The sequence below is a fragment of the Shewanella frigidimarina genome, assembly GCF_003797125.1.
In the GTDB taxonomy this organism is placed as follows: Bacteria; Pseudomonadota; Gammaproteobacteria; order Enterobacterales; family Shewanellaceae; genus Shewanella; species Shewanella frigidimarina.
In genome coordinates, this window is the sequence record NZ_RKKE01000001.1 from 470441 (window position 1) to 488447 (window position 18007).

General features: G+C 43.8%; 12 protein-coding genes. 2 read left to right on the forward strand and 10 right to left on the reverse strand.

All coding sequences use genetic code 11. The features are described from left to right. The first annotated feature begins 610 nt into the window (after positions 1–610). Entirely contained in the window at positions 611–2884 is a 2274-nt protein-coding gene (katG, locus tag EGC86_RS02095; protein WP_123776479.1) for a catalase/peroxidase HPI, read from the forward strand. Positions 2885–3290: 406 nt separating this feature from the next. Here katG and EGC86_RS02100 read toward each other — a convergent pair whose 3' ends face one another. Next, positions 3291–4040 carry a putative porin gene (locus EGC86_RS02100; RefSeq protein WP_011638566.1) on the reverse strand — a complete coding sequence of 250 codons (750 nt, stop codon included), beginning with the start codon at positions 4038–4040 and terminating at the stop codon, positions 3291–3293. A 580-nt stretch (positions 4041–4620) separates the two neighbouring features. On the opposite strand from EGC86_RS02100, the gene EGC86_RS02105 reads away from it, so the two are divergent. Then, entirely contained in the window at positions 4621–5814 is a 1194-nt protein-coding gene (locus EGC86_RS02105) for a serine hydrolase domain-containing protein (protein ID WP_245423086.1), read from the forward strand. Between the two features lie 188 nt (positions 5815–6002). On the opposite strand, the gene EGC86_RS02110 is transcribed toward EGC86_RS02105, so the two are convergent. From EGC86_RS02110 to EGC86_RS02150, 9 genes are all read right to left on the reverse strand, one after another. Further along, positions 6003–6455: a hypothetical protein gene (locus EGC86_RS02110; RefSeq protein ID WP_123776481.1), complete on the reverse strand. Its 453-nt coding sequence runs from the start codon at positions 6453–6455 to the stop codon at positions 6003–6005. 30 nt (positions 6456–6485) lie between these two features. After that, positions 6486–7145, reverse strand: a complete 660-nt coding sequence (locus EGC86_RS02115; RefSeq protein WP_123776482.1) for a TorD/DmsD family molecular chaperone — start codon at positions 7143–7145, stop codon at positions 6486–6488. A gap of 84 nt (positions 7146–7229) precedes the next feature. Then, complete coding sequence (locus EGC86_RS02120; protein WP_011638570.1) at positions 7230–7865, reverse strand: DMSO/selenate family reductase complex B subunit; 636 nt, start codon at positions 7863–7865, stop codon at positions 7230–7232. 12 nt (positions 7866–7877) lie between these two features. Continuing rightward, complete coding sequence (locus EGC86_RS02125; RefSeq protein ID WP_123776483.1) at positions 7878–10307, reverse strand: DMSO/selenate family reductase complex A subunit; 2430 nt, start codon at positions 10305–10307, stop codon at positions 7878–7880. 40 nt (positions 10308–10347) lie between these two features. Next, on the reverse strand, positions 10348–12354 hold the full coding sequence (locus EGC86_RS02130) for an MtrB/PioB family decaheme-associated outer membrane protein (protein ID WP_123776484.1): 2007 nt from the start codon (positions 12352–12354) through the stop codon (positions 10348–10350). 15 nt (positions 12355–12369) lie between these two features. Further along, positions 12370–13323 (reverse strand): DmsE family decaheme c-type cytochrome, encoded by a 954-nt coding sequence (locus EGC86_RS02135; protein ID WP_123776485.1) that lies wholly within the window; start codon positions 13321–13323, stop codon positions 12370–12372. Positions 13324–13971: 648 nt separating this feature from the next. Continuing rightward, positions 13972–14397 carry a CBS domain-containing protein gene (locus EGC86_RS02140; RefSeq protein ID WP_059745604.1) on the reverse strand — a complete coding sequence of 142 codons (426 nt, stop codon included), beginning with the start codon at positions 14395–14397 and terminating at the stop codon, positions 13972–13974. 89 nt (positions 14398–14486) lie between these two features. Continuing rightward, positions 14487–15212 carry a CBM9 family sugar-binding protein gene (locus EGC86_RS02145; RefSeq protein WP_123776486.1) on the reverse strand — a complete coding sequence of 242 codons (726 nt, stop codon included), beginning with the start codon at positions 15210–15212 and terminating at the stop codon, positions 14487–14489. A 276-nt stretch (positions 15213–15488) separates the two neighbouring features. Beyond that, positions 15489–17696: a malate synthase G gene (locus tag EGC86_RS02150; RefSeq protein ID WP_123776487.1), complete on the reverse strand. Its 2208-nt coding sequence runs from the start codon at positions 17694–17696 to the stop codon at positions 15489–15491. Positions 17697–18007: the final 311 nt, after the last annotated feature.

Genomic DNA, 18007 nt, shown 5'->3' on the forward strand with positions numbered 1-18007 from the left:
ACTGACAACTAGCTATTATTCTCTGGATAGAGTAATTAACCAAACTATCTGCCAACGTTATGGTTACAGCCGTTAAAAACCACTAGGTTGCCTCAGAGCCAAAGCCTGCAATCAATATCGATTATGGCCTGAACAACACAAGGGATGTAGTTAGCCAGTAAAAACGTAGTGAACAGCTAAAAGACAGGGATAAGTCATCACAAAAAAAATGATACAAAGCATAGATAGACTAACAGCACTTGCTTGGTGCTTGAAATCCATCTTCACCTTTTGATCTGTCTTAATGCATTTAGAGCTACATATAAACGACCAAAAATGAACTTTGATTGTTTAGAATACAGTTTACACTGACCTTCTAATACCCCTCTTCTCCCTTTTTATTATTCATTAGCATCACTTTTTCAGATTAGAACAATCGTTTTTATTCGCACCTACCATTTAGATACTTTCCTATACTCTGGTTTCGCCTAGTCATTTAAGCCCTAATTTTAATCCTCGAGTACATCAAATGGATAGTTAATAGCTTGAGTGGTTAATTAGGTTTTGTGTTTTAGCGTAACCATACATCTTCACATGAAGCGAAGATGCGTTAACTTTAAGGAAGCTAACTATGAAACATCCATTATTTAATCAAAAAGTACTCGCGGGTTTTGTCAGCATGCTGCTTATATCCGGCTCTGCTTTCGCCAGCAATAACGAAAAGTCAGAAATGACCAAGCCCAAAGGAGCTGTTGGAACTGGTGTAGCATTAGAAAACCAAGCAAGAACGAATCAATTTTGGTGGCCTGATCAACTTAATCTATCTGCGCTGCGTGACCACGATAAGCGCTCTAATCCTTATGGCGAAAACTTTGACTACGCCAAGGCATTTAACAGCCTAGATCTTGATAAAGTCAAACTAGACATTAATGCGTTACTGACCACATCTCAAGATTGGTGGCCGTCAGATTATGGCAACTATGGCCCCTTTTTTATCCGTATGACATGGCACAGTGCAGGTACCTATCGCACCCTTGATGGCCGCGGCGGCGCAGGTGGTGGCCAACAACGTTTTGAACCACTCAACAGCTGGCCTGATAATGCGAGTTTAGACAAAGCGCGACGTTTGCTCTGGCCAATCAAAATGAAGTATGGAGAAGCCATTTCTTGGTCTGATTTGATTGTGTTAGCGGGTAATGTATCGCTTGAAAATATGGGCTTTAAAACCTACGGTTTTGCCGGTGGACGTAATGATGATTGGGAACCAGACATGGTGTACTGGGGACCAGAAATTGAAATGCTTGCTAGCGACAGAGAAGATAACGGCGGCAAGTTACAACGTCCGCTTGGTGCCACTCACATGGGCTTAATATACGTAAACCCAGAGGGGCCAAAAGGCGTACCAGACCCATTGGGCTCAGCCAAAAATATTCGTGTAGCCTTTGAACGTATGGCGATGAACGATGAAGAAACACTAGCCCTAATTGCGGGTGGACACACATTTGGTAAAATGCACGGTGCGCACAAGCCTAAAGATTGTCTAGGCGCTGAACCTGCTGCAGCGGGTATCGAAGAGCAAGGCCTTGGCTGGAAAAACAAATGCGGTAAAGGACACTCTGAAGACACTATCACCAGTGGTTTAGAAGGAGCTTGGACTCAAGCCCCAACAAAATGGACCTCTTTATATCTAAGCAATTTACTTACCTTCGAGTGGAAACAAACTCGAAGCCCTGCTGGCGCTATCCAATGGATCCCAACAGACGAGTCGTTGCATAAAGCGGTTCCTGATGCGCATGTTAAAGGCAAGTTTCACGCTCCTGTCATGACAACAGCAGACTTAGCATTAAAGTATGATCCTGAGTATCGAAAAATTGCTGAACGCTTTTTAGCTGACCCAGAAGAATACCGCTTAGCTTTCGCTAAAGCTTGGTACAAACTGACCCATAGAGATATGGGCCCATCACGTAATTTCTTAGGCAAAGAAGTCCCTAAAGAAAGTCTAATTTGGCAAGATCCTATAGATGATAAAACACAATCAAATATAGATGCTGATGGCGTGCAAGAACTTAAAGCACAAATTCTAAAGTCTAACCTAACCGTGTCAGAGTTAGTGCGTGTGGCTTGGGCATCTGCGGCAAGTTACCGTCATTCAGACATGCGCGGTGGTGCAAACGGTGCACGTATTGCATTATCACCTCAAAAAGACTGGTCGATAAATAATCCGGCTGAAACCGCTAAAGTGATTAAAACACTAAAAGCGATTCAAGAGGACTACAACGACAGCTTGTTTAGTAAAAGCAAAGTATCACTGGCCGACTTAATCGTTCTAGGGGGCACTGCTGCAATAGAAAAGGCCGCTAAAGATGCAGGTTTTACTGTATCAGTGCCATTTAATGCTGGTCGTGGTGATGCCACACAAGCAATGACCGATATCAATGCCTTTAGTTTACTTGAGCTAACATCTGATGGTTTTAGAAATTACTTTGACGCAGAGCAAAGCTACAAGTCGCCTGTGGACATGTTAGTTGATAAAGCAGACCAACTTAACCTATCGGTGCCAGAAATGACCGTTTTAGTGGGTGGATTACGAGCACTTGACGCTAACTACAAAGGGCTAAAACACGGAGTACTCACAAGCACTCCAGGCACCTTAAACAATGACTTTTTCGTCAATTTACTCGACATGTCTACGGTTTGGAAAAAATCGTCAACCGATGGTATTTATGAGGGATTTGATCGTCAGTCAGGTCACAAAAAATGGACCGCCACCTCCGTCGATTTAGTCTTTGGTTCAAACTCAGAGCTTCGTGCAGTGTCTGAAGTGTATGCGTTTGATACATCGAAGCAAAAATTTGTCGAAGACTTTGCAGCAGCCTGGACTAAAGTAATGAACCTAGACCGTTAATGTTAAGCCTAGCGACTAAATGCGGCAAAACGTAATAGTGGCAGCGTAACAGAGCTTGAATTTACAACATTCAGAAGCGAATCAATCGATTCGCTTTTTTTTATCTATAACACTCAAATAACCTTCGCTAAGCACACGACTATCAGATAATAACGTCTTATTCCAAGTGAGTAAGTAGAAGCCTTAGCCACCAAGTTGGCTAATGTCGAGCGGTACGAAAGTGCATGCTGTCATTTACACCGTGACGTTTCACAAAATATTTATGACTGAATTATTTTGCCACTATTACAGACAAAATATGGATCCACAAAATAAAAAAGGAGCCTGGTTAAGGCTCCTTTTTTTGGGGTAAATGATCGATATCAATAAGCTTTTATAAATAAACTATTCTTGATAGCTTTTTAGCTTAGAAACGGCCAACAACACCCACACCAACAAATAAACCGTCTACGTCAGAATCGAGTACTTTTGCTAGCTCAAATGTAGCAGAGAAAGCGTCAGACATGCGTAACCAGTAAGCTGTTTTAGCAGTAAAGTTATCGTCTGAACCATTATCGTCATAACCTAAACCAACAGACCATTCTTTGGTTACATACCAGTCAGCATTTACGTTGAAGATATCGTCAGCATCGGTATGAGTCCACTTAGCGCCTAAATCAATACCAGTAGTGCTTTTAAGATCGATAAAGCTGCGAACTTCAAGACCGTAGATTGAATCAATATCACTACCATCAACATAGAATGCAGCTACTTTTGAACTGTCGTTGAAGTAGTAACCAAGATCTAGTTGATAAGTGTCAGTATCAAAACTGCCAGCATCATAACGTTCGATTTTAGCGCCAACAAACCACTTTGAATCGAAAACATACGTGCCATCAACAGAGAAAATATCAAGGTCAATGTCATCTTGCATTGAGTAGCTAGCACCAACATTAGTAGATTGTGCTAAAAAGCCATTTAAAGCATAAGGGCCTTTTTCTTGTGATACAGAGTCAAGATAAAAACGGTAGTCAAGGTCCCAAAGACCATCACCGAATTCTTCAGTATTAGCAGAATATTTTAGACCAGCTTCGTGGTGAAATGGTGCATCTTGTGCAGCCATAGCGGGTAAAGCCACAAAACCTAATACTAGTGCTAATGCAGTAACGTTTTTCATCAATCATTCCTTTATTTGATTATTTTACGCGAGGAGATTCAAGCAGATATAAAGAATGGATAAATCATAAAAAGTGGGGTTATCCATTAATTAAAATGTAGCCTAACCTTACCGTCAGGCTAACGTGCTTTCCTAGCGGCGCATACTCTAAAGTAATGAAATGCTAAAATAAACCAAAAAGGTAAAATTAATGATATTTTTCAATGCAATACATTAGATGTAATGTGTAATGCATCACTATCACCTACTTTAGCAATAGATAAACCTGTAACCACTTAGTTATACAAATGTTAATTAAAACGACTGGTATAACAGATTAGCCAATGGCAGCAAGGTGAATAACAGTAAACATAAACACAACAGCGGTGTTAGCATTCACAAAAATGAACACATATAAGCGGTAAATCTAACGGCGATGTTTGAATAAAAGCAGCTTTATCGCATAGGGATATTGTGAGTATTTCAACACAAGGTGCATAACGTTCAACCGGCAATAACAAGCAGGTTAACAATTTGATTTATATTGATGATGGCTATAGGTTATTGTCATTACATCAATTTTATCTACCTGGAAACGTCAATGTCGACTTTGTTTAAGTTCATCAAAGCTGCCTTACTAAGCATCTTTATTATTGTCATCGTTCTTGTCGCGTTTAATTGGCAAAGCGTTAATCGCTTATACAGCGTAGTCACCTTATTTGATGAATCCCTCGTGGTAAATAATTTCTCCAATATGAAGGATCTCTTTTTTAATAAAAAAATCGATAAACAAGGCGAGCCTTATGTGTTCGACGTCGCCTTAGCGCCTTTGCCTGAATCGTTTAACTATCGAAACAGCTCAACCAATACCGAAGCGTTTCTCACACGCAGAGCAACAACCGCATTACTGGTGCTTAAAAATGACAAAGTAACCTACGAGCAATATTTTCTAGGCACTAAAAGTGATGACAAACGTATCTCGTGGTCAATGGCCAAATCATTTGTGTCGATATTGTTCGGCATGCAGGTGGATGCTGGCAACATTGATATTGAAAAAACCGTCGGCTTCTATTTGCCAGAGCTTGCCAAGTCTGGTTATGGCAACGTCAAAGTGAAACACGTATTACAAATGTCGTCTGGTGTTAAATGGAACGAAGACTACCAAGACTTCTATTCTGACATTAACAAAATGGGGCGCGTACTGGCCATCGGCGGCTCGTTAGATCAAATGACCAGCGAACTGGTTAATGAGTCTGAGCCAGGTAAAGTATTTCATTATGTCAGCATGGACACCCACGTTATTGGCATGATACTCAGACGAATCACCGACAAATCATTGGTCGAGCTTTTACAGCAAAATATTTGGAACAGCATCGGCATGGAAAGCGACGCCTATTGGCTTACCGACTCCCAAGGCACTGCTTTTGCCCTAGGCGGCTTAAATGTTACCACCCGTGACTACGCCCGCTTTGGCCGCTTATTACTCAATAATGGCGCATTTAATGGCAAGCAAATCGTGTCAGCTGCTTGGATTAAAGCTGCCACTACACCGCAAGCAGATTACCTTAAACCGCAAAAAGACAAACTCGGCTACGGTTATCAAATTTGGTTACCGCCAGAAGCGCAGCAAGGGGAGTTTTTTTGTGTCGGTGTATACGGACAATATATTTATGTAAACCAACAACACAATGTGGTTATAGTGAAAAACAGTGCCGATTTTGGCTTTCTTGATGAGCTGAATTCAAAACAAGAAACCATCGAATTTTTCCGTGAGATTGTGGCGTCATTGGAGTAATTAGAGATTCCTTAGACTCTGCTCCACTTTTCGATAGCGCACTTATCTGAAGCTCACTTATCGATTGTGCATTTATCGGGAGATCACTTTTCGATTGCTCGCTTTTCGATTAGTGAGCATCAACCAGATACTATGCGAAGCAAGATGAAAAGTTAGTTTTTTTAGTCTGATAAGTTTAATAGCTAACGTCACATATTTCGTTTTTGGAGCAGCCTCTGCCGATTTAGCTCATCGAGCTGTTCGCTAAGTTTGAGGATCTGTTGTTGCAGCGCTCGATATTGAGTCTGGCTGGACTCATTAACAGGCTTGTCGTCCAACTCTTTCGTTGCCCACATTTTGGTAAGCTGAATGATCAGATGTTCGGCTTGGCTCAGATTGTCATGCTCAATCTGTTTAATCATCAGTAACCGAAAGCAGTTGAACAGTATGTTGAGCATAAACTCATGGCTGAGCTGCTGCTCTTGTTCCTGAGTCATAGCCCCTTGAAAGCCGATGGCTGCGATTAAATTAGAGACTGTGGTAACTGTGGTTGCCCCAATAAAAAGCGACTGGATCTCAGGCTCTAACATCAGAACCCGCTCAAGCTGTTGCGACAACTTACCTTTATTCCACTGAGCGCCCAGCGCCTTAATGAACGTCATATCACCCCACCCGTTATAAAACCTTGTCTATTAACGATACAGGCGCGCGGTCATAGGGACCAGATTTAGCCTTTGGATCAGTCGATCTAAATAGGCTTGAGTCAGCATTGCTATGCCGCGATAAAAATCAGTTCTAGCATGTTCATTCATCAGTTCGAGGCAGCGCCCAGACCAAGGAAGAAGGTGTTGCTGCAGCAAAATCATGCAGCTTCGTTCTAGTGGTTCGTTATCTTCAGTTTGATCCCATTGGGTAAACATTTGATCCAATACCGCGAAAAACAGACCAATATGATCGACAGGTTGATTACTATCCAGCTCGAAGCTGATCCCTTGTTCATGATAAAAGGCTTTTAGTGCCATAGTCGACTTATCATTGAGGAGTTGCCTCTCGCTCAAATAGACCGATCCCCAAGGCACAGCATTGGGCTCGCCCGGTCCATAGAAAAGTTGTGCATAGTCCAGTTTTAAGGCTTGTTGTTTATCTTCAGTCCATTGGCCGAGATAATTGGCCAGCAACTCACGACCACTCGACTCTTTGGCCGATGCGGTAAACGGTGGCCAGCTTTGAGCAACATCATGCTCAATAAATCCTTGGATCAACTCTGGGGTCGGATCATTAAAGAGTACATTGTGAAGAATGCGCGCAATGCCTTGATATTCTAGGAGTTCATTTTCGGTAAGAGATGCCATGCTAACCTCGTTTGTTGAACTAAATGTATCGCCATAAACAGCAAATAGAGGTGCCACTCCACATGAGTGGCACCAATCGGGGGATTAAACTTCTGCGTAGTTCAACACTTCTCCATCAGTGTCACCACTTGGGCGAGAATGACGGTTAGGTGTAATAAGTAAGTTAGGTGTAGTAATACTGCTTTGTGGCAACGGAGCAACCGCGGGCGAGATGGCGCCCGGGTACTTAGCCATCAGCTCTTCCATCGGTCCGAAATCGATAGCTCGCATAGGGCAAGACTCCACACATGAAGGTTGTTTACCTTCGGCCAAACGCTCAAAACAACCATCACACTTAGTCATCACCTTACGATCTTTATCTATCTGCGGCGCATCATATGGGCAAGCTCTTGCACAACTTTCACAGCCGATACACAGATCTGCCGCCACATGGACTAAACCATCTTCGCGGCGTTTGTGCATTGCGCCAGTTGGACAAGCCTTAACACAAACAGGCTCCGAGCAGTGGTTACAAGCGATAGACATGTAATAGGCAAATACGTTTTGGCTTACCGTACCATCACCATGTTCTGTCCATTGTCCCCCACCGTATTCATAAACCCGGCGCCAGTTGATGCCAACGGGGAGGTCTTTACGATCCTTACACGATATCTGACAGGTTTTACAGCCAGTACATTTACTTGCGTCGACATGAAAGCCGTATTGGATATTATTGCTCATTGTTAACTCCTATCAGACCTTACGGATTTCAACCAGGTTAGTGTGCTGAGGATTACCTTTCGTTATCGGTGTAGTGCGTTGTGTGGTAAGCACGTTCAAACAACCGCCTTTATCCACATTGCCACCAGGTAGGAACCAAGCGCCCTGCCCCAGTGCTGTTACGCCGACCATAATACGAGGTGTTACCTTAACTTCGACTTCGATGGTGCCGCGATCATTGAAAATGTGGACCTTATCACCAGTCCTAAGTCCGCGCTGATCCGCATCGATTGGGTTCATCCACACAGCATCCTGCACCGCTTCACGCAGCCAAGGAACGTTGTGAAAACTAGAGTGGGCACGGCCCTTAGTGTGATAACCAGTAAGTTGTAATGGATACTTCTTCTTGGTTTCAGTATCTTCATAACCTTCCCAGGTCGGCACGTATTTAGGTAGCGCGGATATTACGTCACCCTCTTTGAGCTTCCAGGTACGCGCTTTTTCCGCTAGGCGTGATGAGTAGATCTCAATCTTTCCAGAGGGTGTGCCGAGTGGATTGGCATCGGGATCGGTACGGAAATCTTCCAGTACGATATAACCCCCGTTCGGCAAATATTTGCGATAGATACCCTGTGTGAGCATCACCTCTTTTGCTGGTAATTCTGGGGTAGCCTCTTTCGATTCGGCATAGAATCGATCCAGCCAATCTTTGCGACTCTTACCTTCGGTAAACTCGGCTTCAACCCCCATGCGTCTTGCTAAGTCGACACAAACCTCATAGATAGGACGGCTCTCGAACATCGGGTCGACACTGCTGCTCATCTGTACCAAGGAGGCGGTATCACCTGCAGCGTAACTTTGGTTAACCAAGTCTTCTGATTCAAGCCATGACACGTCTGGCAACAAAACATCGGCAAACTTGGCACTGGGTGTCATCCAGTTGTCGACCACTAGGATAAATTCACATTTAGTTTCATCCTGGAGTAGCTTCTCTGTTTTACGCACGTCAGAGTGTTGGTTAATTAGGGCATTACCACCGTAGTTGATAATCGCCTTAATATCAGTATCCAACTTACCGTCACCCGCTTCATCAAGGTCGACACCTTGTACTCCATCGGACAGAACGGTCATGTTTTTGCCATCTTCGATGGCCTGAGTGAAGGTAAAGAATGATATCGCTTTCTTCACTGGGTTTGAGCCAGTAGGCATTGATGGCGCGTGTAAAGAAGAGCCCTTACACAAACCACCACAGTTAGTGCCCGGCAGACCCAATTGACCTAACAGGATGGGTAGCATGTAACCCGCACGGGTGTTGTTTTCACCAGCAGCCTGACGGTTTAGCGAGGCGGCAATTTGAATGAAAGGTGCACGAGCCGCAGCCAGTTCGCGGGCCAATTCGACAATGAGATGAGCTTCGATACCGGTAATAGCAGCAGCCCACTCTGGCGTTTTAGCATTAACACCCGGAGTTAAGTCGCCAACTTTCACGTTATCAAGAATATATGCTTTGTAGCTTTCTTCATATCCAACGCCTTCAGGCATGGTTTTCTCGTCATAACCGACACAGTATTTATCCAGGAAGGCCTGATTAACGGTGTTAGTAGTGATCCATTCATAGGCTAAGGCTTCAAACAGCGCCGCGTCGGTACCCGGACGAATTGCCAGCCACTGATCTTCTTTACCTACCGCAGAGTCGGTGTAACGTGGATCAATCAAAATAGTCTTAAAGTTATGCTTTTGTTTCTGCACCAAGAAGTCATAGGCTTCGCCCGAACCACTCATGCGGATTTCGGATGGGTTGTAACCAACCATCAGCACTAAGTCTGAGTTTTGCATTTCAGACACACTACTTCCTTGCCAACCGGGGCCTGCAGAGCCATATGTTTGTCCAGCTGCTTCATAAATTTGTGACCAGCTATAATCGCCATAAGCGTTAAGATAACCGCCCTTAAGGTTCATTAAGCGATACAGACATTGCTTACCGGAGAAGTGATAACGTGCACCCGAGTTATAGGTGAAGTGAATCGATTCATTACCGTACTGGTCTATAGTGCCTTGCAGTTTTTCAGCGACAAGATCAAGGGCTTCATCCCAGCTAATCCGCTCAAATTGTCCGCTACCACGAGGACCAACACGCTTCATCGGGTATTTCAGACGATCAGGTGCATAAACACGTTTACGCAAAGAGCGTCCCCGTGGGCAAGCGCGCACATCATGGTCGCCGTACTTATCTGTGGTGGTAAATTGAGACTCTACCCGGGTAATCACCCCATCGGTAGAAAAAACCTGTACCGGACAGTTAGATCCACAGTTAACCAAACAAGCCGACCAGTTGAGGTTTTCACCGGCAACAGGTGGCGTAGGCGGCACTACTTCGACATCTTTAGAGCTTGAGTTACAGCCTGAAACCGTTGCTACGCAACTTAGTGCGGCACTCATTTTTAAGAAACTTCTGCGTTCCATTATCTTTTCCTCATTGCAGTTATGATTAGCACTGTTTGCATTAGCGCAGCTGGTAGCTAAACGACAACATCACTTGGTGCGCGTTATAGTTATGGTTCAGGCTACCTAAGGTGGTCAGTCCTGGAACTGTATTGACATCAATTTGCGCGTAATCGGTGTCGTAATAGCGCTCATACTGGTAAGCCAGCTTTAACGCCATCTCTTCGCTTAATGCGTAGTTCGCATGCAGTTTGAGACTATGGTTGAAAGAGGTGTAATCCCCCTGTGGCGTGGTAACGTCATAGGTGACCAGCGTGTTGCTGGCAGAGTTAGCAAATAAGTAGTCGCCGCCTAGGCTGAGCCTGTCTTCAAGCAGCCCGCTATAGTTGAAACCAGCTCCCAGATTAATAAACTCATCTTCCACATCGGCGAACCAGTCAGGGCTTGAGAAACCCTGACTGCCCGCTTGTGCAGCGTCGATCCACTGCTGACCAGCAAAGGCATAGCCAGATAGATGTGCATTCAGCTGCAGCCCAAGATTGATGTCATAACCGTAGTCTTCAGATTCGGTCAGACCCAGTTGAGTCTCGTTATAATCATCTTTGGCATAGCGGGCGGTCATATCCACACTGAGCCACGACGTTGGGGTGTGATTAAACTTGGCTTCGAAGGCAGTGCGCTTTCTATCAGCCAGGTAATATTTGCGTAGCAAAGGATTCGTTTCTGATGACGTCAGTTCGCTAGTTTGATATTCGCTGCCGCCACGGTTATCGAGGCTGGCCTTAAATGTAAGCTTGATGTCATCCATTGCTCGGACATTGAGCTTGGCCCATAAGGCGTCATCATTGGTCTGTTCACGGTCACCATAACTGCGCTCCATCTCTTTGCGGTCATAGCCAGCCTGTAAGCGATAGTCACTGCTTAGGCGGTAACTGGCATTAAGCTTGAGGCCGCGGCGTTCGGTGTCTAAAGGGATATTCTGTTTAAATGCCCCCGATATACCGTTAACTTCATATTGAGCGAATTCCCATACAGATCCCTTATTGTCACGCTTGCTGTAATCGACACTGCCGCCGAGTCTGAGCTTGTTGCTTAGCAGCGAAGTGACAGACAGCTTGCCGTCTAAGGTATCGACTTCTCCGTCCCAGTTTTGCAGTGGATTACCCGACATTTGAATCAAATTATCATCTTGGGTCATCTTGCCCGATGCCAAGCGACCACTCATAACGGTGCGGTTTAATTGATATTGGCCAGACAAGCTAATTTGATGAGCCTGATTGTCTGGAGCAGGTGCAAAAACGTCATACAGATAAGGAAGACTTAACGCGTCAACATCGTTTTTATACTGGCTCACGAAATAGTTCAGGTTGGTAGTCCAACTATCGCCAGACAGTGACAGCCCCGCGGTAAGGTTATCAGTGTTGGCATCGACTGGCAGGCTAAAATTAACTGGACGCGGAGTGACAATACTACTGCTCTGGTAACCGGTTTTATTCTCGTGCTCATAACGCACATAAGCCTGATAAAAGTCTTGGCCATAGCTCAAACCCAAGCCAGCTTTGTTCCTCTGCAGCGAGAGCTCCTGAATTTGAGTATGTTCACTCGGTGTCAGTACGCCGTCTTTGTACCATAACTGACTGCGTGCATCGCCAGACTGATAGCGGGTTAGCTGTTGATAATCAGCAACCAGTTTATAGTGGCCTGACTTTCCCGCTTCAAGATGAGCAAAGCCGTTATCCAAACCTAATTGATGTGCCTGAAACTTGGCTTTATAGCCTGCGGTATTTCGATAATGTAAATCGGCATCCACACTGCCATTAGCCCCGTCATTGTCGGTACCGAACGCATTACCAGAGTGAATGTCATCACTGTCAATATTCGCGGCATTGACCCCAATCGTGCCGGTATAACCTGCAACTAGAGGGCAACGCTTACACTGAAATACTTGTTGGTTAACGGTACTGGTATTGGCCTTGTTCACGCCAAAGTCAGCCGCCATTGCAGAGCCCGTTATCGCGCCAGATATAGCGAGAAGTGATAACGTGATGAGGTTAAATTTGAATCTCATTTGAGTTACTCCTAATTAGCGCTGCAGCTTGCTGCCGGCTGGGTGATTGGAGCCATGGATCTGGCTATGGCAATTGAGGCAACTCTTACCGCCGCCAAACGCATCACTTCCGCTTTGTTGTACAACACGGCTTGCATGACCATCATCCATATGACATTGCTGACACAGTTGTGGTGCTCTTTGGGTGAGCATGGCTTCGTTAACGCTGCCATGGGGGTTATGACAGTTGGCACAATTTTCTGTCACTGGCGCATGCTCCCATAAAACAGGGCCACGTTTTTCGCCATGACAGCTATAACAAGTATCATTCACCGTGGCGTGATTCAGCGCACTTTCACTCATAGAACCGTGTGGATTATGACAATCGATACAGGTCATTTGATCCCACTTCATCGGGTGAGATGAGCGCTTATTCATGTCAGATTTTTGCTGCGTGTGACAAGAGGTGCAGGTGTCATTAACCGTAAGCTTGTCCATAACCGGATCGTTGTCGGTGTGGATATTATGACAATCGCTGCAGGCCACCTCGTCTAAATTGTGGCTGCTGCTATGCCATGCCAGCTGCTTAGGATCGTTATGGCAACCTAGGCAGACACTGTTCTGACTTTGAGCAGAAAGCTTGCTCTCTTTGCCAAAGGCGATCATCGGCTCCTTACCGCCTTTATTATGTGCACCTAACGGGCCATGACAGGCTTCGCATTGCAGACCCGCCATAGGCGAACCTTGTTGGCTCGGGCTACCGTGCACGCCATCGAATATCGCCATGACCTTGTCATTTTTCTTATGACACATCAGGCAAGAGTCGGCACCTTTGTTAGAGTATTTACCTTGAGCAAATTTCTCCGTCAGTTGCTGTTCTAGTTGTTCACCAGTGAGTTGATTCCAGGGGGCCGCCTGAACTGAGAGAGATAAGCACGCGAAAGCGAATATCCCACAAAGTAACGTAGTGATAATACATTTGTTCATCATCTTGGCCTTACAGTTAATTATTTTATGATTTGTTAACGTTTGTGTTAATTAGTTTGCATTTAAAGTGTAATTTGAATTAACAAAAATACGAACTATTACTTTTGAGGTATTATTAGATCTGTGATTTTTAATTTAAAAATAATTTATTCGGGATCAAGATCTTTATTTAGCACCATCTGTTTTATGTGTTTTTTAATATTAAAACGCTCAAAACAAAAAATTCAAGCATATGATTTAAAAGCAATTAATTTGCACCACCCTACTAATAAACATGATATTGAATTTGTTAAATATATAAATGAGAATGATTTAAACATAATATAACTTATGAATTTACATCGCCTTTATTCATAACTATTTTTATTAACCCCACAGCCATTAATAACTATTCACAACCTCGTTAATAACTTTAAATATCTTTTCATATTAATTCATAATTTAATTAGAAAACAAACTTACAATCATTATAAATAAATGATTACACAACTAACGAATGCCTCATAAAAGACAAAAACAAAAAAGCGACCTGAAGGTCGCTTTTTTGTTTTACATTGATTGATATTTGCTAGGCCGTCAGAGGGTAAATATTCTGGCTGGACTTATTAATGCCCCACTTCATCTGAATACCATAAAGACTCAACACCATGGTTACTTTTGCGCTAGTAGTAGGCGCTGGCAAAGTTTGACAAAATCTGACGATGTCACAATTCCTAGTACCTTATTGTGTTCATCAACCACAGGTAAACAACCCAGTTTATTGTCGATAAAATATTGCACTACAACCGTCAGCGGCTCGTCCAAACCGAGCTTCTGCACTTGGGTGTCCATAACCTCGGCAATAGGCGTAAAGCGCTCCTTTCTATCTAACGCCCCTTGGCCATATTTATTGAGCATGGTTAATACAACAGCGATCATCTTTTTATGGGTTAGCATCCCAATGAATTGCCCTGTCGTTTCCGAAATCACCGGCAAATGGCGCACATTGCGAGTTTGCATCAATTGATGAGCATCTTTAAGGCTAGCTTCATTGCTAATGCAAAAAGGATTCGGGGTCATGATATCGCGCACTTCCATGGTATTACTCCTTTTACCGATTTATGCTTAAAGACTAGCCAAATCAAAAATAAATAGCCAGCAATCATGTTAATCGCCGTAGAGGCAAACTAACGTTTAAGGGTCATACGCCCAAAGACACTGGCGTCGATAAAGCCTCTGTTTTTGTCACCATTAACCGGGGTGATCTCATGAGAACCCATAAAATGCTCTCTTACTGGGCTACCATCATTATCGCAATAGGCGAGCATAAAACCGATCACTTTATTCGGTGTTAATAATAAAGGCTTATCTTGCTGGTCTTCTTTAAAATCATTAGGATACAGCTTAATCGCCACCTCCAAAATCATGTTGTAAGGCGCCTCGCTACTGCGCTGCCAACGACTTTTTAAATGCGACGTATACAGGTGAGCTTGTTTATCTGGGCCATAATCAGCCGCCTGATTGTCTAGGCCAATATGGTAGGCAAATGCACTGTGGTTAAACTGATGATCGCCGCCTGAGGCATCGCTATCAATAAAAATCTCTAATGTGTCATCATCCCAATAATTCACCGCTGGGTCGGCATGGGTATCAAGCAACACATCGTCGGTAATTTCAGCTTGCAGATACAAATAGTGCTCATCCCACAGTAATTTATATTTACCGCTAAAATCACTCGCAGAATCTGGCAATACTCCATCCATTAAATACGGCATAGTCTGCCATTTAGCTTGCTGCCATGCTGCATCGGCAACCCCATCAATCTTGATAGGCGTTGCAGTATATTCAACATCCATAGCAAACAGTGTCTGGCTACTAAACAGTAACCCCAAAGCGAATAACGAATATTTCATAAAGCTCATTTCTAGTCGGTTTTATATAGACTCGCTTAATCTGACAGCGAAAACAATCATAAATGTGACCAGCGATTAAACGCTCTGCATCTGAAATAAATCGGCCCAACAATCTGGTCAAAACACCGCAGGCTAGCGGGTACTTTAAAAGTTTACTCTGACACCACTCTGACACCACTTATAAAATGGCCACAAAAAAAAGCCCTAATCTTTGCAAGATCAGGGCTGATTTATTGCGTGACTACATAAACTCAGAGCCGGTATTAACGCTAAAAATTAACCTGCTTTAGCTTTAGCTTGAATTCGATAAGCATGTAGCAAAGGCTCTGTGTAACCAGAAGGCTGAGATTTGCCTTTAAAAATCAGATCGCATGCCGCTTTAAAGGCAATGCCGTCAAAGTTAGGCGCCATATTAGTGTACAGCGGATCACCTGCATTTTGAGTATCGACCACAGCGGCCATTTTTTTCAACGCGGCCATCACTTGCTCTTCACTGCATATGCCATGCTCAAGCCAATTGGTTAAATATTGCGATGAAATTCGCAAGGTTGCTCTGTCTTCCATCAAGCCGACATTATTAATATCAGGCACTTTTGAACAACCCACCCCTTGATCAATCCAGCGCACAACATAGCCCAAAATACCCTGGGCATTATTTTCTAGTTCAAAAGCAATTTGCTCATTGGTGAGTGTTACCCCTTCAGCAAGTAAAGGAATGGTCAACAAACTGTCAATGCTAGCACGTGGGCGTTGCTTAATGTGTTGCTGAACGTCTGCCACATTAATTTGGTGATAATGAGTAGAATGCAGCACAGCACCATTTGGCGACGGCACCCACGCTGTATTTGCGCCCGCTTTAGGATGAGCCGCTTTTTGCTCAAGCATCGCTGCCATTTCATCTGGCATTGGCCACATGCCTTTACCGATTTGAGCGCGACCTTGTAAGCCACATTCAAGCCCAATATCGACATTCCAATCTTCGTAAGCACTAATCCACTTTTGCTGCTTCATCACAGATTTAGGCACAAACGCGCCCGCTAGCATTGAGGTATGCAACTCATCACCCGTACGATCAAGAAAGCCGGTATTAATAAACACGACGCGATCTTTCGCAGCCCTAATGCACTCTTTTAAATTCAGTGTCGTTCTGCGCTCTTCATCCATAATGCCTACCTTAATCGTATTACGCGGAAGCTTGAGCGCATCTTCTATCTTAGTAAACAGGTCACAGGTAAATTGCACTTCTTCAGGACCATGCATTTTAGGTTTTACAATATTCACCGAACCTTTGCGGCTATTACTACGACCATTATTGTTACCTTTAAGGTCGTGCATCGCAGCAAGCACAGTTATCATGCCATCAAGTATCCCTTCAGGTACTTCGTTGCCATTTTTATCCAGCACAGCATCAATGGTCATCAAGTGACCCACATTACGCACAAATAGCAAACTTCTACCGGGTAAAGTGACTGTTTTTACATCTGCATTCTGGTTGACACTCTGGTTAGCATTAGCAGCGGTATAGACGCGATCGTCATTGAGCTCTCTAACGATCTCTTTACCATTTTTAGTCAGCGAAGCAGATAAATTACCTTGCATCAAACCTAACCAATTACGATAAATTTCAACCTTGTCTTCAGCATCAACTGCGGCGACAGAGTCCTCACAGTCCATAATGGTGGTAACAGCGGCTTCAACCAGTAAGTCTTTAACACCAGCGCGATCGCTGCCACCAATAACACTGCTTGGATCTATTTGAATTTCGATATGCAGACCATTATTCACTAACAAAATAGCACTTGGTGCATCAGCACTACCTTGGTAACCCACACATTTATCGGTTTGGGCTAAGGTTGTGGTAGAGCCGTCAGTTAATTGCCCCCGTAACACACCCGCGTCGAGGTAATAACGGGTCACATCGGCATGGCTGCCTTGTGCTAAGGGCGCAGCTGTATCTAAGTGTTGTTTGGCAAAAGCGATAACTTTATTGCCGCGTACCGGGTTGTATTGTTTAGTGAGCTCCGCGCCACCTTCTTCAGATATCGCGTCAGTGCCATATAGCGCATCATACAAGCTGCCCCAACGAGCATTGGCAGCGTTAAGCGCAAAGCGAGCATTTTTAACCGGCACGACAAGTTGTGGTCCCGCTTGCGCGGCAATTTCATGGTCGACATTTTCAGTGCTAATTTGAAAAGCCTCCCCCTCAGGCACCAAGTAACCTATTTCAAATAGAAAAGCTTTATATTTTGCAGGGTCAAAATCTTTGGTGGGATGGTCAATATGCCATTGATCAATTTGCTGTTGTAGTTGTTGTCTTTTTTCTAACAGCTTCACATTAATGGGAGAAAACTCGTTAATAATGTCCTCAAATTTTGCCCAAAAGGTTGCTGAATCAATGCCAGTACCAGGGCAAATGTCACTGTCGACCAGTTGCCACAATGCTTGCGCTATGTGTAATCCACCTACTTGAATACGTGCTGTCATTTTATATCCCTACCTTAATTTCTGTGCGTTGACCGTAAACTTAGTCCTAAATCATATGCCTTAAATCATTGGCCCTAAATCATTAGTCCCAAATCACTAGTCATAAATCATTAGCCATAAATAACTCGCGCAAACTCATTCCACTGTTAACAGCTTACTGTTCAAACGCAGTAATTCTTTACTCTATATCAAAGTTATCTTATTTATCCAATTTATACTTACTATCACCACTATTCACCAAAGATATGGTGAAATGGTGTTTTTTGGTTAATTTGCAACATATACGTAACTAAAAATCACATTAACAGTAA